The 17849-nt window shown below is 43.9% G+C and carries 18 protein-coding genes and 1 riboswitch; of the genes, 1 reads left to right on the top strand and 17 read right to left on the bottom strand.

What is annotated here, in order from left to right; genetic code table 11:
* From def to MHH65_RS07585, 8 genes are all read right to left on the bottom strand, one after another.
* The gene (gene def, locus MHH65_RS07620) at window positions 1–483 is read right to left on the bottom strand and encodes a peptide deformylase (RefSeq protein WP_025092560.1); all 483 of its coding nucleotides are present in this window, start codon (window positions 481–483) and stop codon (window positions 1–3) included.
* A 15-nt stretch (window positions 484–498) separates the two neighbouring features.
* Window positions 499–2907: a primosomal protein N' gene (gene priA, locus MHH65_RS07615; protein ID WP_098676869.1), complete on the bottom strand. Its 2409-nt coding sequence runs from the start codon at window positions 2905–2907 to the stop codon at window positions 499–501.
* Window positions 2904–4121 carry a bifunctional phosphopantothenoylcysteine decarboxylase/phosphopantothenate--cysteine ligase CoaBC gene (coaBC, locus tag MHH65_RS07610; RefSeq protein ID WP_024426954.1) on the bottom strand — a complete coding sequence of 406 codons (1218 nt, stop codon included), beginning with the start codon at window positions 4119–4121 and terminating at the stop codon, window positions 2904–2906. The genes priA and coaBC overlap by 4 nt, the downstream gene beginning before the upstream one ends.
* Window positions 4122–4238: 117 nt before the next feature.
* On the bottom strand, window positions 4239–4442 hold the full coding sequence (gene rpoZ / locus MHH65_RS07605; RefSeq protein ID WP_003211647.1) for a DNA-directed RNA polymerase subunit omega: 204 nt from the start codon (window positions 4440–4442) through the stop codon (window positions 4239–4241).
* A 3-nt stretch (window positions 4443–4445) separates the two neighbouring features.
* Window positions 4446–5060: a guanylate kinase gene (gmk, locus tag MHH65_RS07600; protein ID WP_024424214.1), complete on the bottom strand. Its 615-nt coding sequence runs from the start codon at window positions 5058–5060 to the stop codon at window positions 4446–4448.
* A gap of 9 nt (window positions 5061–5069) precedes the next feature.
* Window positions 5070–5339, bottom strand: a complete 270-nt coding sequence (remA, locus tag MHH65_RS07595; RefSeq protein WP_008344898.1) for an extracellular matrix/biofilm regulator RemA — start codon at window positions 5337–5339, stop codon at window positions 5070–5072.
* 77 nt (window positions 5340–5416) lie between these two features.
* Window positions 5417–6292 (bottom strand): YicC/YloC family endoribonuclease, encoded by an 876-nt coding sequence (locus MHH65_RS07590; protein ID WP_024424215.1) that lies wholly within the window; start codon window positions 6290–6292, stop codon window positions 5417–5419.
* Between the two features lie 83 nt (window positions 6293–6375).
* Window positions 6376–9051, bottom strand: coding sequence for a calcium-translocating P-type ATPase, SERCA-type (locus MHH65_RS07585; RefSeq protein ID WP_335351000.1), 2676 nt, complete (start codon window positions 9049–9051; stop codon window positions 6376–6378).
* 164 nt (window positions 9052–9215) lie between these two features.
* On the opposite strand from MHH65_RS07585, the gene MHH65_RS07580 reads away from it, so the two are divergent.
* Window positions 9216–10925, top strand: coding sequence for an NFACT RNA binding domain-containing protein (locus tag MHH65_RS07580; protein WP_024426952.1), 1710 nt, complete (start codon window positions 9216–9218; stop codon window positions 10923–10925).
* Between the two features lie 37 nt (window positions 10926–10962).
* On the opposite strand, the gene MHH65_RS07575 is transcribed toward MHH65_RS07580, so the two are convergent.
* The 9 genes from MHH65_RS07575 to pyrE all read right to left on the bottom strand — a co-directional run bounded on the left by MHH65_RS07575 (window position 10963) and on the right by pyrE (window position 17848).
* On the bottom strand, window positions 10963–11466 hold the full coding sequence (locus MHH65_RS07575; protein ID WP_024426951.1) for a bifunctional precorrin-2 dehydrogenase/sirohydrochlorin ferrochelatase: 504 nt from the start codon (window positions 11464–11466) through the stop codon (window positions 10963–10965).
* A complete protein-coding gene (locus MHH65_RS07570) occupies window positions 11447–12232 on the bottom strand; it encodes a sirohydrochlorin chelatase (protein WP_024426950.1) in 786 nt (261 codons plus the stop codon). The genes MHH65_RS07575 and MHH65_RS07570 overlap by 20 nt, the downstream gene beginning before the upstream one ends.
* Window positions 12233–12306: 74 nt before the next feature.
* Window positions 12307–13062 carry a uroporphyrinogen-III C-methyltransferase gene (cobA, locus tag MHH65_RS07565; protein WP_024426949.1) on the bottom strand — a complete coding sequence of 252 codons (756 nt, stop codon included), beginning with the start codon at window positions 13060–13062 and terminating at the stop codon, window positions 12307–12309.
* A gap of 29 nt (window positions 13063–13091) precedes the next feature.
* A complete protein-coding gene (gene cysC / locus MHH65_RS07560; protein WP_034281722.1) occupies window positions 13092–13685 on the bottom strand; it encodes an adenylyl-sulfate kinase in 594 nt (197 codons plus the stop codon).
* A 14-nt stretch (window positions 13686–13699) separates the two neighbouring features.
* Window positions 13700–14836, bottom strand: a complete 1137-nt coding sequence (sat, locus tag MHH65_RS07555) for a sulfate adenylyltransferase (protein WP_024426947.1) — start codon at window positions 14834–14836, stop codon at window positions 13700–13702.
* A gap of 57 nt (window positions 14837–14893) precedes the next feature.
* Entirely contained in the window at window positions 14894–15958 is a 1065-nt protein-coding gene (locus tag MHH65_RS07550; RefSeq protein ID WP_024426946.1) for an inorganic phosphate transporter, read from the bottom strand.
* Window positions 15959–15971: 13 nt separating this feature from the next.
* Complete coding sequence (locus tag MHH65_RS07545; RefSeq protein ID WP_024426945.1) at window positions 15972–16673, bottom strand: phosphoadenylyl-sulfate reductase; 702 nt, start codon at window positions 16671–16673, stop codon at window positions 15972–15974.
* A 45-nt stretch (window positions 16674–16718) separates the two neighbouring features.
* Window positions 16719–16865 (bottom strand): YezD family protein, encoded by a 147-nt coding sequence (locus MHH65_RS07540; protein WP_073205135.1) that lies wholly within the window; start codon window positions 16863–16865, stop codon window positions 16719–16721.
* A 74-nt stretch (window positions 16866–16939) separates the two neighbouring features.
* Window positions 16940–17042: riboswitch (SAM riboswitch) on the bottom strand.
* Window positions 17043–17209: 167 nt separating this feature from the next.
* On the bottom strand, window positions 17210–17848 hold the full coding sequence (gene pyrE / locus MHH65_RS07535; protein ID WP_024424225.1) for an orotate phosphoribosyltransferase: 639 nt from the start codon (window positions 17846–17848) through the stop codon (window positions 17210–17212).
* Window position 17849: the final 1 nt, after the last annotated feature.

The following is a 17849-nucleotide window of genomic DNA, read 5'->3' as shown; positions in this document are numbered from 1 at the left end:
TCACCCTTCCATTTCCGCAAGTTCTTTTTCTGTATACGTTTCAATGATTTTTGACGTAAATAAAATGCCGTCTAAATGATCAATTTCGTGCAATAAAGCTCTTGCTAAAAATCCGTCTGCTTCTATTGTAAATGGTTTACCTTTCTTATCAAAGGCTTTTACCTTCACATAGTTCGGTCTCTCTACAGTGCCGTATAAAGATGGAAAGCTCAGGCAGCCTTCAATATCTGTCTGGCTTCCTTCTACTTCAAGCACCTCGGGGTTCACTAAGTCAATTCTGCCAGATTCTTCTCCGATATCTACAACAGCGATTCTTTTTGAAATACCGATTTGTGGTGCTGCTAGTCCAACTCCATCCAGCTCAAGCATTGTATCATACATATCATCCAGCAGTTTTTTAAGCTTTTTATCGAACGTCTCGACGCGCTCTGTCTTTTGTTCAAGCACTTCTGCCGGATGTATGACTATTGGTTTTACTGCCACTTACAGCCCTCCGTTTTACATCATCATATATGGATTCATATCTATTGAAATCATCAATTGTTTTTGTTCCATTTCCTTTTGATAATGGTCTTGTATTTTCCGTAGTAAACTTGCCAGTTCATTTTCCCTTTTGTATTTTATCACGCATTGATATCGATATCTATCTTTGATCTTAGCGATTGGTGATGCGGCCGGACCAAGGATTCGAGTATTCGGTGCACAGTTCATTTTTAGGAACTGGACAATTTGGTCAGTAACATGCGCTGCCTTCGTCACTTCTTCGTGTGACACTGTCACCATCGCCAAAAAGTAATAAGGCGGATAGGACTGGTGGCGACGATGCAGCATCTCCTGTTCATAAAAGGCTTCGTAGTCATGCTGCTTCGTTAATTCAATACTATAGTGAGAAGGTGTATACGATTGAATAATAACCGAGCCTGCTTTTTCATGGCGCCCTGCCCTGCCGCTGACCTGCGTGAGAAGCTGAAATGTTTTTTCACTTGAACGAAAATCAGGGATGTGAAGGGATGTATCCGCACTGAGAACACCAACAAGTGTGACATCTGGGAAATCCAGCCCCTTTGCAATCATCTGCGTCCCGAGCAAAATGTCCGCTTCTTTATTGCCAAAAGACGTAAGAAGCTTTTCGTGAGCACCCTTTCGAGACGTTGTATCCACATCCATTCGAATTACACGCGCCTCAGGCAATACCTTTGTCAGTTCCTCTTCTACTCGCTGCGTGCCAGTTCCAAAATAGCGAATATGCTCACTGTGGCATTCTGGACATTCAGCAGGTACTGGTGCTTCGTGACCACAATAATGGCACTTCAGCCGTTTTTGATAGCGGTGATAGGTAAGAGAAATTTCGCAATGAGGACATTGCTCCACATAACCGCAATCACGGCACATCACAAAGGATGAATAGCCTCTTTTGTTCAGAAATAAAACGGCTTGTTCTTTTCTTTCAAGCACTTCCTTTAACCTGATCATTAATTCTTCTGAGAACATGGAGCGGTTGCCATTTCTTAGTTCTTCTCTCATATCAATTAACGAAACGTGCGGCAGCTGCTGCTGGTTGACGCGGTGCTTGAGCGACAGCAATGTATAGACGCCTTTTTTTGCACGTGCATAGGTTTCAAGTGAAGGTGTTGCACTGCCTAATACGACTGGACATTGATGCCGCACTGCTCGTTCAATGGCGACATCCTTGGCATGATAACGAGGCATTTCTTCTTGTTTATAAGAGGATTCATGCTCTTCATCTATAATAATCATGCCTAAATTTTCAAATGGAGCGAAAACAGCAGATCTTGCGCCAACGACAAGCTTGACTTCCTTGCGATGAATCTTCCGCCATTCATCATATTTTTCTCCTGTCGATAAGCCGCTGTGAAGAACAGCCACATTTGAGCCAAATCGTTCTTTAAATCGCTGCACCATTTGAGGGGTTAACGAAATCTCAGGAACTAAAACGATCGCTTCTTTGCCTTTTTGAAGAACATGATCAATTGTCTGCAAGTAAATCTCCGTTTTGCCGCTTCCTGTCACTCCGTGCAGTAAAAAGGTTGCGTGCTGATTCTCACTGACTGCTTGATGAATATGTTTTGCCGCCTCTCTTTGCTCAGGCGTGAGATCAAGTGATGCAGATGGTGTAAACTCCCGGTCACGATAAGGATCCCGGTAGACCTCTTCATAGCTTTCTGTTAACAGCCCTTCTTGAATAAAGGTTTTAAGCGTTTGAGAACTCGCGCCTGTTTGCTGCTGCAAGTCTTTCGCTAAAAAGGCTGCCTCTCCCGCTTGAAGCAAGTAGGAGATCAGTGCCTTTTGTTTTACCGCATTTTTCTTTAGCTGCTGCTGCTTTTCTTCAAGTTTTTCTTTCGATACAGCCAGCTGGAGCATGCGGACCTTTTTCTTTCCAGATTTTTGCGAGACATGGTATCTCACCTCTAGATGACCTTTTTGGACATGCTTTTGAATCTGTTTTAATTGTTCAGACGGGATGTCAGCATAAAGAATGCTCTCTCGCTGACCGAAAAGCTCTTTCAATGACTGCGGAAGTTCTTCCTCTGATAGCACCTGTATTTCTTTTTCATACTTTGCCTTCATGGCTGCGGGCAGCATCGATTGAAGTGCCGTAATATGATAGGACAATGTTTTTTCCGTCAGCCAGTGAGAAAGCTCCAGTAGCTCATCTGTCAGAACAGGTGATAAATCAAATAAATCGACTATCTCTTTAATGCTTCCTGTCTTGATGTCTGTTTCCTCTTTGACTTTTGTCACAAACCCTTGAATCTTCCGCGGGCCAAAGGGAACGACCACCCTCATTCCCGCTTTGACGAGATCTTTGAATCGATCTGGTACCCGGTAATCAAATGGCCGGTCAATGGCTTTCGTTGTGACATCTACGATGACTTCAGCAATCATGCGCGATCACGCTCTTTTGGAAGCAGCATTATTGCCTCCTTTAAAATTTCAAAAGCGAGGTCTTTTTTGCTCATCATTGGCAGCTCTTTTTTCGTTCCATCTGCTTTGATGATCGCTGCCACATTGGTATCTGTGCCAAAGCCTGCACCTTCTTTAGTGACGTTATTGGCCACAATCATATCTAGATGCTTGGATTCAATTTTCTTTTTCGCATAATATTCTACATCCTGCGTTTCAGCTGCAAATCCGACCAGCACTTGATGCTCTTTTCTTTTCCCCAGCTCTTTTAAAATATCTTTTGTCCGGGTGAATTCAATGTCCAGAGCGCCGGCCTGTTTTTTCATTTTATGAGCATATGTCGTGACAGGGGTGTAATCGGCGACAGCTGCTGATTTAATGACAAGATCAGCTTCCCCGTATACATCTAGCGCAGCTTGATACATCTCTTCAGCTGATTCAACGTGCACTACATGTACATGGTCAGGTTCAGTTAAAGAAACAGGTCCAGAAATCAGCGTAACATCTGCACCCATTTGCTGAGCAGCCTCTGCAATCGCATAGCCCATTTTTCCACTAGAACGGTTTGTAAAGAACCGGACAGGATCGATCACTTCACGTGTAGGACCTGCTGTCACCACAACTTTTTTACCTGAGAGCGGTAAGCTTTTTGGCTCTTCAAAAAAGGCCCGGATGTGTTCCACAATTTTTTCAGGCTCTTCTAATCGCCCTTTTCCAATGTACCCGCAGGCTAAATAACCTTCACTCGGCTCAATAAACCGGTAGCCGTCTTCATATAATGTGCGAATGTTCCGTTTCACAGCCGGGTGATCATACATATGCACATTCATCGCTGGTGCGACCCATACAGGCGCTGTAGAAGCAAGCAAAGTCGTTGTGAGCATATCATCTGCAAGTCCACCTGCCATTTTACCAATCGTATGTGCTGTTGCAGGGGCAACAAGAATGAGATCGGCCCAGTCAGCTACGTCAATATGTGCAATGACTTTTGGATTGTTTTCTTTGAATGTATCTACATATACCTCATGCCGAGACAGTGCTTGGAAGGTAAGCGGAGACACAAACTCACGAGCAGATTCCGTCATAATCACTCTTACATTTGCGCCTGCTTGTACGAGTTTACTAGTAAGTGCTGCTGCTTTATATACGGCGATTCCTCCGCTGACACCGAGCAATATATTTTTTGACTGTAACATTTGTTTGTCCCCCTTAACGGCCTTTTTCACAAATTCGTCTACAATTCAAAAAAGTCAAAACCAATCATAGTTTTGACTTTTTTGAACGTATCGTATCTGCATTGCAGAAGCGATGTGTTATTCTTGATCCTCTTTTTCAAATGTCAAAAGACCAGCGTCAATTTCTTCTAGTGCTTTGCCTACGAATTTGTAAGACTTTGTGTTTTCAATCTGCTGATCTTGATGGATCTGCATTTCACGTGCACGGCGTGCCGACACTGTTACAAGTGTATATTTTGAATCAAGTTTGTTCATCAATGAGTCAATTGAAGGATCTAACATGGTTTATTCTACCCCCAGCATTTTTTTATATCTTGGTGCGACTCTGTCTCTGCGCAGGTGTTCTGCAAGGACGATCGCTTTGATTCTTTCACAAGCAAGCTCGACATCATCGTTTTCAACGACATAGTCGTAAGCATCCATCATTTCAATTTCTTCTTTCGCAGCAGCCATTCGGTTTCGAATGAGCTCCTCAGATTCTGTACCGCGAGTAATGATACGGTTTTGAAGTTCTGAAAGACTAGGCGGTGCAAGGAAAATAAAAAGACCTTCCGGGAATGCTTCTCTTACTTGAAGTGCACCTTGCACTTCAATTTCAAGGAAAACATCTTTTCCTTCGCTTAATGTCTGTTCTACATAGTCAACAGGCGTGCCGTAGTAATTCCCGACGTACTCTGCCCATTCTAACAGCTTTTTATTTTCAATCATATGTTCAAATTCTTCCCTGGTTTTAAAGAAATAATCGACACCATTTCTTTCACCTTCACGCGGTTTGCGTGTCGTCACAGAAATAGAGTATTCAAATTTCGTATCTTCCTGGGAGAAAATGGCTTGTCTGACCGTTCCTTTTCCAACTCCCGAAGGTCCAGAGAGAACGATTAAAAGTCCTCTTTCTTTCATAATGGCGTATTACCCCTGCCCTTCATCTATGATTTCTTCTTTTACAGATAGTCTTTGCGCGACAGTCTCAGGCTGAACGGCAGATAAGATGACATGGTCACTGTCCATAATGACAACAGCACGGGTTCTTCTTCCGTATGTAGCATCTATGAGCATGCCTCGATCTCTTGCGTCTTGTATCATTCGTTTAATCGGTGCTGATTCCGGACTGACGATCGAAATCATCCGATTCGCTGAAATGATGTTTCCAAATCCGATATTGATCAACTTTATGGTCATCTTCTTTCGTCCCCCCTGTAATATAAACGTCTCTAGTCTCGCCGAAAGAGACGCACTGTAAACAGCATACACAATGACTATTCTATATTTTGCACTTGTTCTTTTATTTTTTCAATAGCACTTTTCATTTCAACCACCAGCTTTGTTAAATGGTGATGGTTCGCTTTTGATCCAATGGTGTTCACTTCACGGTTGAGCTCCTGTACAAGGAAGTCAAGTTTTCGGCCGGCAGCACCGCCTTGCAGCAAGATTTGCTGGAACTGCTGAAAATGACTTTTCAGTCTCGTAATTTCTTCTGTAATGTCACACCGGTCAGCAAAGATGGCTGCCTCTGTAGTCAGTCTACTCTCGTCAAGCGCCTCTCCGATCCATTCTTGCAATCGCTGATTCAATCGTTCTTTGTACTGACTCACAACCTCTGGTGCAAAGACTTTGATTTCTTCTGTATAGGCCTCTAGTTCAGAAAGCCTCAGTTCACAGTCTTTTTGAAGGGATGCTCCCTCTTGCTCTCTCATGAAGCAAAGCTCCTTGACAGCAGCCTCGCAAGCTTCCATCAGCAGCTGCTCTAACTGTTCATTTCGGCTGGCTGACTCTTCCACCTGAACGGCAAGCTCCAGCCCCAGTAAGTCATGTGCATGCTGAATGCCTGAAATGTGATAGCGTTTCTCGAGGTCTTTTGCGGCTTTCATGTATTCATCAAGCAGCGGCCAGTCGATCTGTAAGGACCGGCTTGCTAGTTTACCGCCTTCAATCGTGACAAACAGCTCAATTCTACCGCGCTGCACGTGACGAAGAATGATCTTTTTTAATGTATCTTCGAAATATAAAAGCGGCCTCGGCAAACGGGCATGAACCTCTTTAAAACGGTGATTGACCGATTTTAGCTCAACTGACACTGTCAGTTCTCCATCCGTTTTACTCGCTTGGCCGAATCCCGTCATACTGCGTATCATGTTAAAACACCCAATTCTTTCATATTAATAAAATGAAAAAGGTAATAGCAGACACTATTACCTCAAAATTATACCATAATCAATTATTTTTTTCTTGTCAAAAGTGATCCTGCCAGTAAAAAAGTTGGCAGTGCAGACATCCCGATGATCAGCAGCCAATCAATTGGTGCAACCGCGACCGTTTTGAAAATCGGCTGAAGCGGCGGGTAATAAATGACCACAAGCATGAGCAAAAGTGATGACAAAACCGCACCGATCAAATAAAGGTTCCCAAATGGGTTACGTTCAAAAATGGACCGTTCACTGCGGCAGTCAAATACATGAATGAGCTGCGCCAAAACAAGCGTACTAAATGCGACAGTCTGTGCATATTGCAGGTTGTTTGGATCGCGGTGATACACAAATATAAATGCCAAAAGGGTCGCAAGTCCGATGAGGAAGCCTCTTGAAATGACCTTCCAGCCAAGCCCTCTAGCAAAAATGCCCTCTTTCACATTCCGCGGCTCTCTCTTCATGACATCGCCTTCTGGCTTATCCATGCCAAGTGCCATAGCCGGCAGACCATCTGTGACAAGGTTTACCCATAAGATTTGTATAGGAACGAGCGGCAGCGGCAGCGCGAGCAGCATCGCAAACAGCATGACCAAAATTTCTCCGACATTTGATGCCAGCAAATAACGGACAAACTTACGAATGTTTTCATAAATATTCCGGCCCTCTTTAATGGCGGATTTTATGGTCGCAAAGTTGTCGTCAAGTAAAATAAGAGAAGACGCTTCTTTGGCTACGTCTGTTCCAGTGATGCCCATGGAGATACCGATATCTGCTTGTTTAATGGCAGGCGCATCATTGACCCCATCACCTGTCATCGCCACAACATGCCCATTTTTTTGATAGGCTTTGACAATTCTCAGTTTATGCTCAGGGGAAACCCGGGCAAAGACGTATACATTTTCAGCTGTTTGCTCAAGCTCTTTGTCGTTCATCTGATCAAGCGCTTTCCCGTCGAGCACCTGTCCTTGTTTCGGTAAAAGGCTCAAGTCTTTGGCGATCGCTTTGGCCGTTTCTACGTGGTCGCCTGTAATCATGACCGTTTTAATCCCGGCATCCCGGCACTCTTTAATCGCTCGTCTGACTTCAGGACGCGGTGGATCGATCATGCCCTCTAACCCGATAAATGTTAAATCGGTTTCAGCCTGCTTTACAGAGGTGATTTTTTCTGTCAGACCGACTTTTTTATACGCAATGGCAATGGTTCTAAGCGCCTGTCTTGCTAACCCTTGAATCGCAGCTTCTGCTTCTTGCCTATGAGTTGCTGAAAAAGAAGCTGTGCGTCCGCCGTGCATGATATGACTTGAACGGTTCATTAGTACATCCGGCGCACCTTTTGCAATGACATACCGCTCTTTTTGATTCGTTTCAACGACGACTGACATCATCTTTCTTTCTGAGTCAAAAGGAAACTCCTCAATGACATGAAATCCAGCTTCAATGAATTGCTCTGTAAAACCCGCTTTACGTGCTGCGGTAAGAAGCGCCCCCTCTGTCGGATCGCCATCAAGCCTCATCTCCCCGTCTTTTTCAACGATGGTCGATGTATTACAAAGCGCCCCGTATAATAACACCTTTTGCAGGCTTGGGTGCTTGTCGGCATGGACGATTTCTCCGTTTAAGGTAAAGTCACCGGATGGCTCGTAGCCTGTGCCAGAAATATTCCACGTTTTCCCCTCTGCCCATACATGGGTCACGGTCATTTTATTTTGCGTCATCGTTCCTGTTTTATCTGAGCAAATGATTGACGCGCAGCCGAGTGTTTCCACAGCCGGGAGCTTTCTGACGATCGATTTCTGTTTGATCATCCGCTGCACCCCTAGGGAAAGTGCGACAGTGACAATCGCCGGCAGTCCTTCTGGAATTGCCGCAACAGCAAGAGATACTCCCGCTAGGAACATATGATACAATTCATGTCCTTGCACAACACCGAGAACCACTACGAGCACCGTTAAAAATAAAGCAGCCACAATCAGAATTTTCCCGAGCTGCTCGAGACGCCTTTGCAGCGGCGTTTCCATATTACCTGCTGCATCCAGCATACCGGCAATTTGCCCCATTGCCGTATTCATTCCTGTACCAATGACAACCCCTACGCCGCTTCCTCTAGTAACAAGCGTCCCCATAAAGGCCATGTTCGTCAAATCTCCAAGTGAGACATGGCTGCTTGAAAGAGGACTTGCGTGTTTGACCGCTGGGATAGACTCGCCAGTGAGAGCGGACTCCTCAATTTCTAAGCTCTTTGTTTCTAGTAATCTAATATCTGCCCCAATCCGGTCTCCGCTTGAAAATTTCACAATATCCCCTGGCACGAGATGTTTAGACGGGATCTTGACCCATTCATTATTTCTCCTTGCATATACATGCGGAGTTGATAATTCTTTTAACGCTTGAAGGGATTTTTCCGCCCGGCGCTCTTGATAAAAGCCGAGTACACCATTAATCAAAACAATGGCTACAATCGCAACAGCATCAATGTATTCTCCTAAAAAGGCAGAAATGATTGTTGCTGCAAGCAAGATTAACATCATGAAATCTTTAAACTGTGCTAAAAAAATGATCAGAGCCGACGCCTTTTTTCCTTCCTGCAATTCATTTGGCCCGTGTTTTTCAAGCCGCTTTTGTACATCTTTTTCTGACAGTCCGTCACCTATCGATGTATTCATTGTTTTTAATAAATCGGTTTGGTTCAGTTCATGCCAATTCATTTGACCTCGTCCACTCCTCTTTTGTTCTCTCTCATATGCAGTGTTCTATAAGCCAGTTTATTCAGACTCGTCCTAAATCATGCTATAATAATAAGACTGCCTAAAGAACGAGAAAACGGAAGTTCTTTCAGTAGATTTGTGTGAAAGAAGAGGGTGTATCCAACATGTCATTTGACGGCATTTTTACATATGGTATGACAAATGAATTGCAAGAGACATTAACTGGCGGGAGGATTTCTAAAATCCATCAGCCATATAAGCACGAGCTGATATTTCATATTCGGGCAAACGGGAAAAATCATAAGCTCCTTTTATCGGCTCATCCGAGCTATGCGAGAGTGCAGCTCACTGAGCATCAATACGACAATCCAAGCGAGCCGCCAATGTTTTGTATGCTCCTCAGAAAGCATCTTGAGGGCGGCTTCATTGAACGTTTTGAACAGATTGGATTTGACCGGGTGATCGTGCTTCATGTAAGAAGCAGAAATGAAATTGGCGATGAGCAGACGCGTAAGCTTTACATTGAAATCATGGGACGTCATAGTAATTTCATTCTGGTAGAGGATGGAACGCAGCAGATCATTGATGGTTTGAAACACCTTTCTCCATCTGTGAACAGCTATCGAACGGTGCTTCCTGGTCACGAATACCTTCTGCCGCCTGCGCAGCAAAAATTGAATCCTTTTGACGTGACAAAGGATGATATTTTGAAGCATTTACGCTTTCAAGAAGGAAAGATCGCAAATCAAATTGTCGATACCTTCTCTGGGGTTTCCCCGCTGTTTGCAAAGGAAGTTGTACACCGGGCCGGTCTTGCCAATCAAGAAACGATTCCAAATACACTGCTCGACATGTTTCAGCTCATTCGCATGCATTCTTTTACACCGCAGCTCACAAGAAAAGACGGAAAAGAGTATTTCTATTTATTAGAGCTTCAGCATGTCCATGGCGAGATGAAGACATTCGACTCACTCAGCCAGCTGCTTGACCGCTTTTATTTTGGAAAAGCTGAGAGAGATAGAGTCAAACAGCAGGCAGCGGACCTTGAACGGTTTGTCGTCAATGAAAAAAAGAAAAATGAAAACAAGCTGAAAAAGCTAAAAAGAACCCTTGAAGAATCTCAAGATGCACACAAATATCAGCTCTATGGTGAGCTGTTAACAGCCAATTTATATGCGATTAAAAAAGGGGATAAAGAAGCGACTGTCATCAATTATTACGATGAAGACGGCGGAGAAATCACGATTCCGCTCAAAACAAACAAAACCCCTTCTGAAAATGCCCAGGCATATTTTACAAAATATCAAAAGGCAAAAAATGCTGTAGAAGCTGTAAATGAACAAATTAAGCGGACACATGAAGAAATTGCTTATTTTGAAGAGCTGATTCAGCAGCTGTCCTCTGCTTCACCGAAGGATTTAGAGGAAATGAGAGAAGAGCTTGTTGAAGGAAAATATTTGCGCGCCAAACAAAAGCGTCTCGCCAAAAAGAAAAAACCGGCGGCCATTCAGCTCGAAACGTATGAATCATCCCAAGGCATTCCAATTTTAGTCGGAAAAAACAACAAACAAAACGAGTATTTGACTACAAAGGCAGCTGCTCGTGATGATATTTGGCTGCATACAAAGGATATTCCTGGATCACATGTCGTCATCCGTCACCAAGCACCTGATGAACAAACCCTGCTTGAAGCGGCTCAAATTGCCGCCTATTTTTCAAAGGCAAAAGAGTCCAGCTCCGTACCTGTCGACTATACAAAAATCCGGCATGTGAAAAAACCAAACGGAGCAAAGCCTGGCTTTGTTACGTATGATCAGCAGCAAACATTATTTGTCACGCCTGACGAAGATCTTGTGCTCAAGCTGAGAAAATAAATAAAAAGCCGATAAAATCGAGGGTCAGTCCCCGATTTTATCGGCTTTTTATTTGTCGTTTTTTTCTTTCGATGTAAAGGGCATCAAGTGCGTCAATATCCTCTTCTTCAAGCAAGGATTCAATTGCCGCAGCCAATTGTTTTGTCCGGGCGGGGCTTGCACCGCTTGTAGAAACTGAAATCGTCACTTTTCCTGCTTTGACAACCTTCGGCACCATCACATTGCCGAGCTCAGATTGGCTCACACAATTCACGAGCTGGTGAGGCTGTGCTGTTTGTGCAATCCATTCATTTACCGAAGGGTCGTTTGTAGCAGCAACAATGAAAAACGCATCCTTTAAATCTTCAGCGCCCACCTTCTTTTCCTTCCAATTCAATGCGTATGTATCAATGAGGCACGCCATCTCTTCAGAAAGATCAGGACTCACAACTGTTATCTGGCAAGACTCCGTACACAATGCCTTTGCTCTTCTTAACGCGACAGATCCGCCGCCGGCGATGACCACTTGTTTATCGGTTAAATCAAGATGGACTGGAAGCATGGATTTCTCCTCGGAAACGAAACGCATCGTCTTTGTTTAAAATGGTTTCTTGCACGCGTTCAATATAAGCCGATTTGACATGCGGATGAAAGCCAATATACCGGCATACCTGGACATCTTTCAGCCGCTTTCTCGCCTGAGCGGCTTCACTTTCAATTTCTTTCATTAAAATCCCCGTAAACAGCAAGTAAGGAACGAGATAGACAGGCCCATCGTCATCTGCTGATAACTGCGCGAGAACATCTCGATAATTTGGCTCACATGCTGTAATAAAACACGGAAGAACCTCTGCATGCGGAAGCAGATTTCGGACATCGTCTGCAATGCCAAACACATCTCGCTTCACATCCGGATCAGAGCTCCCGCGGCCAATTAAAAGAATCCGCGCGCGCTCGCCTTGATATCCTGCTTCTTCAATTCTTGCGGCAACCGCTTTTGTTACTTCTTGATTCACGCCGATTGGCTTTCCATATGTGACCTTCACTTGCGGGAAACGCGCATGCACTTTCTCAATTTCGACCGGGATATCCGATTTGGCATGCATGGCAGTTAAAAGGAGGAGCGGGACGATTGCAATGTGTGTCGCTCCTTTTTTCACACAGGCCTCAAATCCTTCTTCTATAGAAGGGTCCGTCAGCTCTAAAAAACAAATTTCTTGTATATCTGCTTTCACTAACGGCATACAGCTTTTCATAAAAGAAATGGCCTTATCTTGTGCTTCTTTTACCCTGCTTCCATGCCCAACATAAAGGACAGCTTGTTTCATGCGGCTCCTCCCTCTCACTTGTTTTCATCAGACGAAAAGACACGATGTATGCACGTGTCTTTTCTCTATCATTCTCATTTCTCGATGAATGCAGGTTCAAACCAGTTCAGCTTTTGATGAAAATGAACGACATCTCCAACAACAATTAAACTTGGATGCTCGATCCCTTCTTTTTCAACGGTTTCAGACAGTGTCGCCACCGTGCAGCACGTTGTCTTTTGCCTTGTTGTGGTTCCCCAGTGTATAAATGCAGCGGGTGTTTCAGGGTCCCGTCCATTTTTCAAAAGCAGGCGCTGCACTCTTTCCACGTTTTTGACACCCATGTAAATCACAAGAGTATCAATCCCTGTAGCCAGCGCCTCCCACTTTTCTTCAAAATGTTCATCCTTTTGATAGTGACCCGTGACAAAAGCAACATTTGAGCTGAATTCACGATGTGTCACAGGGATGCCCGCATAAGCAGCCGCTGCAATCCCAGAAGTAATTCCTGGGACGACCTCATACGGAATTCCGTGCTCAGCTAAGCATTCGATTTCTTCACCGCCGCGGCCAAAGACAAAGGGGTCGCCGCCTTTCAGCCGTACGACAACGTTCCCTTCCTTTGCATGAGCCACAAGCGCTTCATTGATGGCTTCCTGTCTCATTGTATGATGATTTGGCAGCTTGCCGCAATAAATCAATTCCGCCTCCGGTTTGGCATGGGCGAGAATTTCTTGATTGACAAGACGATCATATAAGATGACATCTGCCCGCTGTATCGCCTTATGGGCCTTTAATGTTATTAAATCTGGGTCACCGGGTCCAGCACCCACAATGTATACTTTCCCCATCTTGCTTTTCTCCCCCTGCCATCAGGCGATTATTTCGTTGTTCCTTTTACATAATCAACAAGACGCTGTTTAGATTCCTCACGGGATAATTCCCCTGTATCTAATACGAGCTCAGGCGCAGCAGGCTCTTCATACGGTGAATCGATTCCAGTGAAAAACGGAATTTCACCGTTTCTCGCCTTTTTATATAACCCTTTTGGATCACGCTCTTCACACACGTTCAGATCACATTTGACAAATACTTCGTGAAATTCCCCATCTTCGACCAACTGTCTGACAGTGTGGCGGTCTTCTTGAAATGGAGAAATAAAAGCAGTGATGACAATCGTCCCTTGCTCCACAAATAGTTTTGCTACTTCTCCGATCCGGCGGATGTTTTCTTTTCTGTCATCATCTGAAAACCCTAGATCTTTATTGAGTCCGTGCCGCACGTTATCGCCGTCAAGAACTGTGACTTGGTAGCCTTGTTCAAACAGCTCTCTTGCAGCTGCATTCGCGATCGTTGATTTACCTGACCCGCTTAGACCTGTAAGCCAGATAATGCCGCTCGTATGATTGTTTTTCTGCTGATATTCTTTTTTTGTAATTGATGAATCATGCCACACGATATGTTCGTTGCTCATGTCATACCCTCCCGTTAAGATACCGTCGTTTTTAATCCTTCGATTAATGTTTCAATGACTTCTTTTCGGCTGAACGTGCTTGGTGGTAATTCACCGTTTCTCAGCATTGTTCGAACCTTTGTACCTGAAAGAATGACATGCTCGCTTTTGTCGTGAGGACACGTTTTTGGAGTGGCCATCGCTTCACATGTATTACAGTAGAAACTGTGTTCAAATTTTAATGGAGTAATGCCGATTTCTTCGCTTGTAAATTGATCAAATAGTTCCTGCGCCTCGTATGTGCCGTAATAGTCACCAACACCTGCATGATCTCTTCCGACAATAAAATGGGTGCAGCCATAATTTTTCCGCACTAGCGCATGAAAAATGGCTTCCTTTGGTCCAGCATAACGCATTGCAGCAGGAAAAACACCTAAAAAGACGCGGTCTTTTGGATAATAACCGTCCAATAATACTTGATAGCTTTTCATTCTTACATCTGCCGGGATGTCGTCAGATTTTGTTTCACCGACAAGCGGATTTAAAAATAAACCATCGACTGTTTCCAGTGCTGTTTTTTGAATATATTCATGAGCACGATGAACAGGGTTTCTCGTTTGGAAACCAACAATGGTTTTCCAGCCGTTATCTTTAAAATGACGTCTTGTTTCTTCTGGCTCATACGTAAATTGAGGGAATGGTTTTTCACTGCGTTTCGTCAGTGTAATTTTTCCGCCAATGTAAGTATCGCCGCGTTCAAATAATTTTTTCACGCCTGGATGATTGCGGTCATCTGTTTTATAGACATTCACCGCTTCTTTTTCTTTATCTGGTGTGTATTGATCCTCTACTTCAATGACCCCATATACAGTTCCATTGTAGGATAAGCGCACGATATCGCCTTGATGGATTTCCGCCGCCTTTTCTTTTGTTACTGGCAGTGTAATAGGAAGAGACCAAACGACACCACTTGCTAGCCGCATACTGCTTACAACTGCTTCATAATCAGCTTTTGTTAAAAACCCTTCAATTGGACTATATCCGCCAATTGCAATGAGTTCAAGGTCTGCAAAGGAAATCGCATCTAGTTCAATTTCCTTCGCAGCCGTGCTGAGATCATATTCTTCATTTACTCGATTAATTAATACGCCACCATGTGGTGTTAAACTCATTTGTTCATCTTCCTCTCAATGTTCATATTTATTAGATGTTAATAGTCGGATTTATGGTTAAATCCCGCCGCCCTGTTCATGAATAGAGCTGCTTTCATTTTTGACTGCCTTCATCAGACTCAGCGCACCAAGTGAGGCAAGCAGTACACTCATCATGATAAAGATAGAGTAATAGTCTCCTTTTAAGAAAAGGCTCACAAGCAAATACGAGAGGCTGAGTGATAAAAAAGGTGAGACCACCCATACTTTCAGCATTTTTTTCACAACATGTTTGTGAAAAATGTTAGGCCCGCCTTTTGCCATTCCAAGTCCGATGATAGACGAGGAGGTGATTTGCGTAAGTGGAACGGGCAGCCCAAAAATAGAGCTGACGATGACAAGCCCGGCACCGGTACTCGAAAGTAAAATCCCTTCGCCTGTTTGATAGCGGGTAATTTTCTTTCCGTTTGTTTCCAGCACTCTTCTGCCTAGCAAGAGGGCCCCTGCTGCGACGAAGATTCCGCCGTAAAGTGTTCCCTGCCCAACTGACAAAACGCCTGAAGCGACGAGCGGGCCGACGGCATTTGCCACATTGTTCATACCGGCTGAAAATGCCTCTAAAAATCCGCTGAGGATTAATACGACAGATAAAATAGCTGTGCCTTTTTTAGACAGCTTCCGTTTAGGGAACATTCTGATGATTTTGACGACAGCAAAGGTAAAAAGAAAGGCAAAAAGCGGGATGATGATCCAAAATGCCACAATTACTAAAATGGATTTCACAAACAATACTTTATACGCGACTGCCACACCAACCACAGCCCCTACTGTGACCTCACTTGTTGATAAAGGAATCGCCATGAGATTCGCTATGAAAAGTGATAGTGCAGCAGAACCAATGATAATACAAACGATTTCAAGTGTAATGACTGATTCTGGCATAATACCAGAGCTGATCGTTTTGACGACCTCGCCGCCGCCAATCACTGAACCTGCTAAAATCCCCACTGCACAAAAACTGAGTGCATAAATGGGCTTTTGAATGGCACCTGATCCATACGCAATGCCCATAGAAGCAGCTGCCCCGCTTGCGCCTATGTTTAAAGCAAAGAATAGACTAAATAAAATTGCGGCGATTTCCATACGTTATGCTCCCTTACTCATGTAATCCGCACTCTGTCTTTGCTGTTCCTGACCATCTGCCAGAACGCAGATCATCTGCAGTAAATGCTGGCTGTGTACACGGTGCACAGCCGATACTTGGATATCCTTGGTCATGCAGCGGATTATAAGTAAGTTCCTCTCTAGATGCATATCTCCATATGTCCTTCCACGTCCAATGGATGAGCGGACATACTTTCACTGATTTGAATTTTTCATCCTTATTTAAGAAATTCGTCCCTGCTCGTTTTGGTGACTGCTCTCTTCTTAAACCGGAAAGCCATGCTGGATAACCAGAGAGGGCTTCTTGCAAAGGAATGACCTTACGCATATGGCAGCAGCTTTGAGGATTTGTTTTCCATAATTCATCACCGTGCTGCTCATTTTGCTGTTCAACCGTCAGCTCAGGCGTTTTCAATACAATGTCTAAACCCGGGTATCTTTCCTTTACCGCATCAATTGTGTCGTATGTTTCCTTAAAATGCAGACCTGTATCTAAAAAGACAATTCTCGCATCTTTTTTTACTTTTGCAATCAGATCAATCAGAACGATGCCCTCGATGCCAAAGCTGCACGCATACACGAGCTGGTCACCATAATGACCGTACGCCCATTTCAGTACAGACAGGGCTCCTTTATACAAATCATCCTCTTGAAATGTAATGGACGGCTCTTGCCAATTTTCATAAGTTAACATGATTTCTCCCCTTCCGGAGTACCGCTCATATTGCTATTTTCCGCACTACTTTAATCTAATTTTTTCGTTTTTTTCCACTTGAATCACTTGACCGTCCTGAACAATTAACGTAATTGAACCGAATTTCATATCCCCAATCAGTTCTTGCATATGCTTTACTAAGTCCTCATCCTGATTTTGTTTCACTTCCATCTCCTCTTCCTCCTCACCGTTAAAATAAAAAAACTTTCTTTCAGTCCGAAAGAAAGATGAGGAAGCTCACAATTTCCTTATCTTTCAAAATAGAATCATTTTGCAGGAAGTAGCACCTTGCGAATCGCAGGTTGCCGGGTTTCATCGGGCCAGTCCCTCCACCTCTCTGGATAAGAGTTTCAATTTGTCTTAAATATTAACACAATTCAAACAAAAGTCAACCCGACTTTATTGATAGGATTAGTTTTTATTAAAATTTGAGTCTATTTTACTATTTTTACCCAAATAAAAAAGCCGTGCGGGCAGGCACAGCTTTAAAATTGTTAACGATGGACTTTGACTTTTCAGACCGTTTCTTCCATCCAAGATTCAGAGGAAGGGTCTTGTCTCCAGCGTTTTAGTTTGTTCATCGCAGACGGCTCAATCGCTTTCAGTTCAAGTGCCACGTCTGTCAATGTGTCATAGTCTGTCAGGGTGACATATGGAATATTTTTTTCTTGAAAAGCGGCCGCTGCTTTTGGCAGTCCGTATGTGAAGATTGCGGCAACTCCTAGTACCTCGCAGCCCTCAGCTTGAAGAGCAGCAACCACTTCCAGCACACTGCCTCCTGTGGAAATAAGGTCTTCGACGACGACAACCTTTTGGCCTTTCGATACGGCCCCTTCAATTTGATTTCCTTTGCCGTGTGCTTTCGGCTTACTTCTGACATAACACATCGGGATGTTCAAGCGGTCTGCTGCTAATGCCGCATGCGGAATGCCTGCTGTTGCAGTACCCGCGACAACCTCTGCTCCCTTGAAATGAGTGAGAATCAAATCTTTTAGACCTTCCGCAATGTCGTGTCTGACTTCTGGATATGATAATGTGAGGCGGTTATCACAATAGATCGGTGATTTTATACCGCTCGCCCATGTAAACGGTTCGTCTGGTTTTAATGAGACCGCTTTGATTTGTAATAGATGTTTCGCGATTTTTGATTTCATC

Origin of the sequence: Bacillus sp. FSL L8-0654 (genome assembly GCF_038629965.1) — a bacterium.
GTDB classification, from domain to species: Bacteria; Bacillota; Bacilli; order Bacillales; family Bacillaceae; genus Bacillus; species Bacillus safensis.
Note: the sequence above shows the minus strand (reverse complement) of the source record. Positions and strands in the feature narration are given on the sequence as shown.

Bases quoted from the DNA above. Each gene is read 5' to 3' on its own strand.
- MHH65_RS07585 (WP_335351000.1), bottom strand. From the start codon at position 9,051: ATGAATTGGCATGAACTGAACCAAACCGATTTATTAAAAACAATGAAT.
- MHH65_RS07575 (WP_024426951.1), bottom strand. From the start codon at position 11,466: ATGCTTCCAGTCCATCTTGATTTAACCGATAAACAAGTGGTCATCGCC.
- sat (WP_024426947.1), bottom strand. From the start codon at position 14,836: ATGAGTTTAACACCACATGGTGGCGTATTAATTAATCGAGTAAATGAA.
- MHH65_RS07590 (WP_024424215.1), bottom strand. From the start codon at position 6,292: ATGATACGCAGTATGACGGGATTCGGCCAAGCGAGTAAAACGGATGGA.
- cysC (WP_034281722.1), bottom strand. From the start codon at position 13,685: ATGAGCAACGAACATATCGTGTGGCATGATTCATCAATTACAAAAAAA.
- MHH65_RS07580 (WP_024426952.1), top strand. From the start codon at position 9,216: ATGTCATTTGACGGCATTTTTACATATGGTATGACAAATGAATTGCAA.
- rpoZ (WP_003211647.1), bottom strand. From the start codon at position 4,442: ATGTTAGATCCTTCAATTGACTCATTGATGAACAAACTTGATTCAAAA.
- MHH65_RS07540 (WP_073205135.1), bottom strand. From the start codon at position 16,865: ATGGAAGTGAAACAAAATCAGGATGAGGACTTAGTAAAGCATATGCAA.
- MHH65_RS07570 (WP_024426950.1), bottom strand. From the start codon at position 12,232: ATGAAACAAGCTGTCCTTTATGTTGGGCATGGAAGCAGGGTAAAAGAA.
- coaBC (WP_024426954.1), bottom strand. From the start codon at position 4,121: ATGTTACAGTCAAAAAATATATTGCTCGGTGTCAGCGGAGGAATCGCC.
- cobA (WP_024426949.1), bottom strand. From the start codon at position 13,062: ATGGGGAAAGTATACATTGTGGGTGCTGGACCCGGTGACCCAGATTTA.
- MHH65_RS07545 (WP_024426945.1), bottom strand. From the start codon at position 16,673: ATGTTAACTTATGAAAATTGGCAAGAGCCGTCCATTACATTTCAAGAG.
- pyrE (WP_024424225.1), bottom strand. From the start codon at position 17,848: ATGAAATCAAAAATCGCGAAACATCTATTACAAATCAAAGCGGTCTCA.
- priA (WP_098676869.1), bottom strand. From the start codon at position 2,907: ATGATTGCTGAAGTCATCGTAGATGTCACAACGAAAGCCATTGACCGG.
- gmk (WP_024424214.1), bottom strand. From the start codon at position 5,060: ATGAAAGAAAGAGGACTTTTAATCGTTCTCTCTGGACCTTCGGGAGTT.
- MHH65_RS07550 (WP_024426946.1), bottom strand. From the start codon at position 15,958: ATGGAAATCGCCGCAATTTTATTTAGTCTATTCTTTGCTTTAAACATA.
- remA (WP_008344898.1), bottom strand. From the start codon at position 5,339: ATGACCATAAAGTTGATCAATATCGGATTTGGAAACATCATTTCAGCG.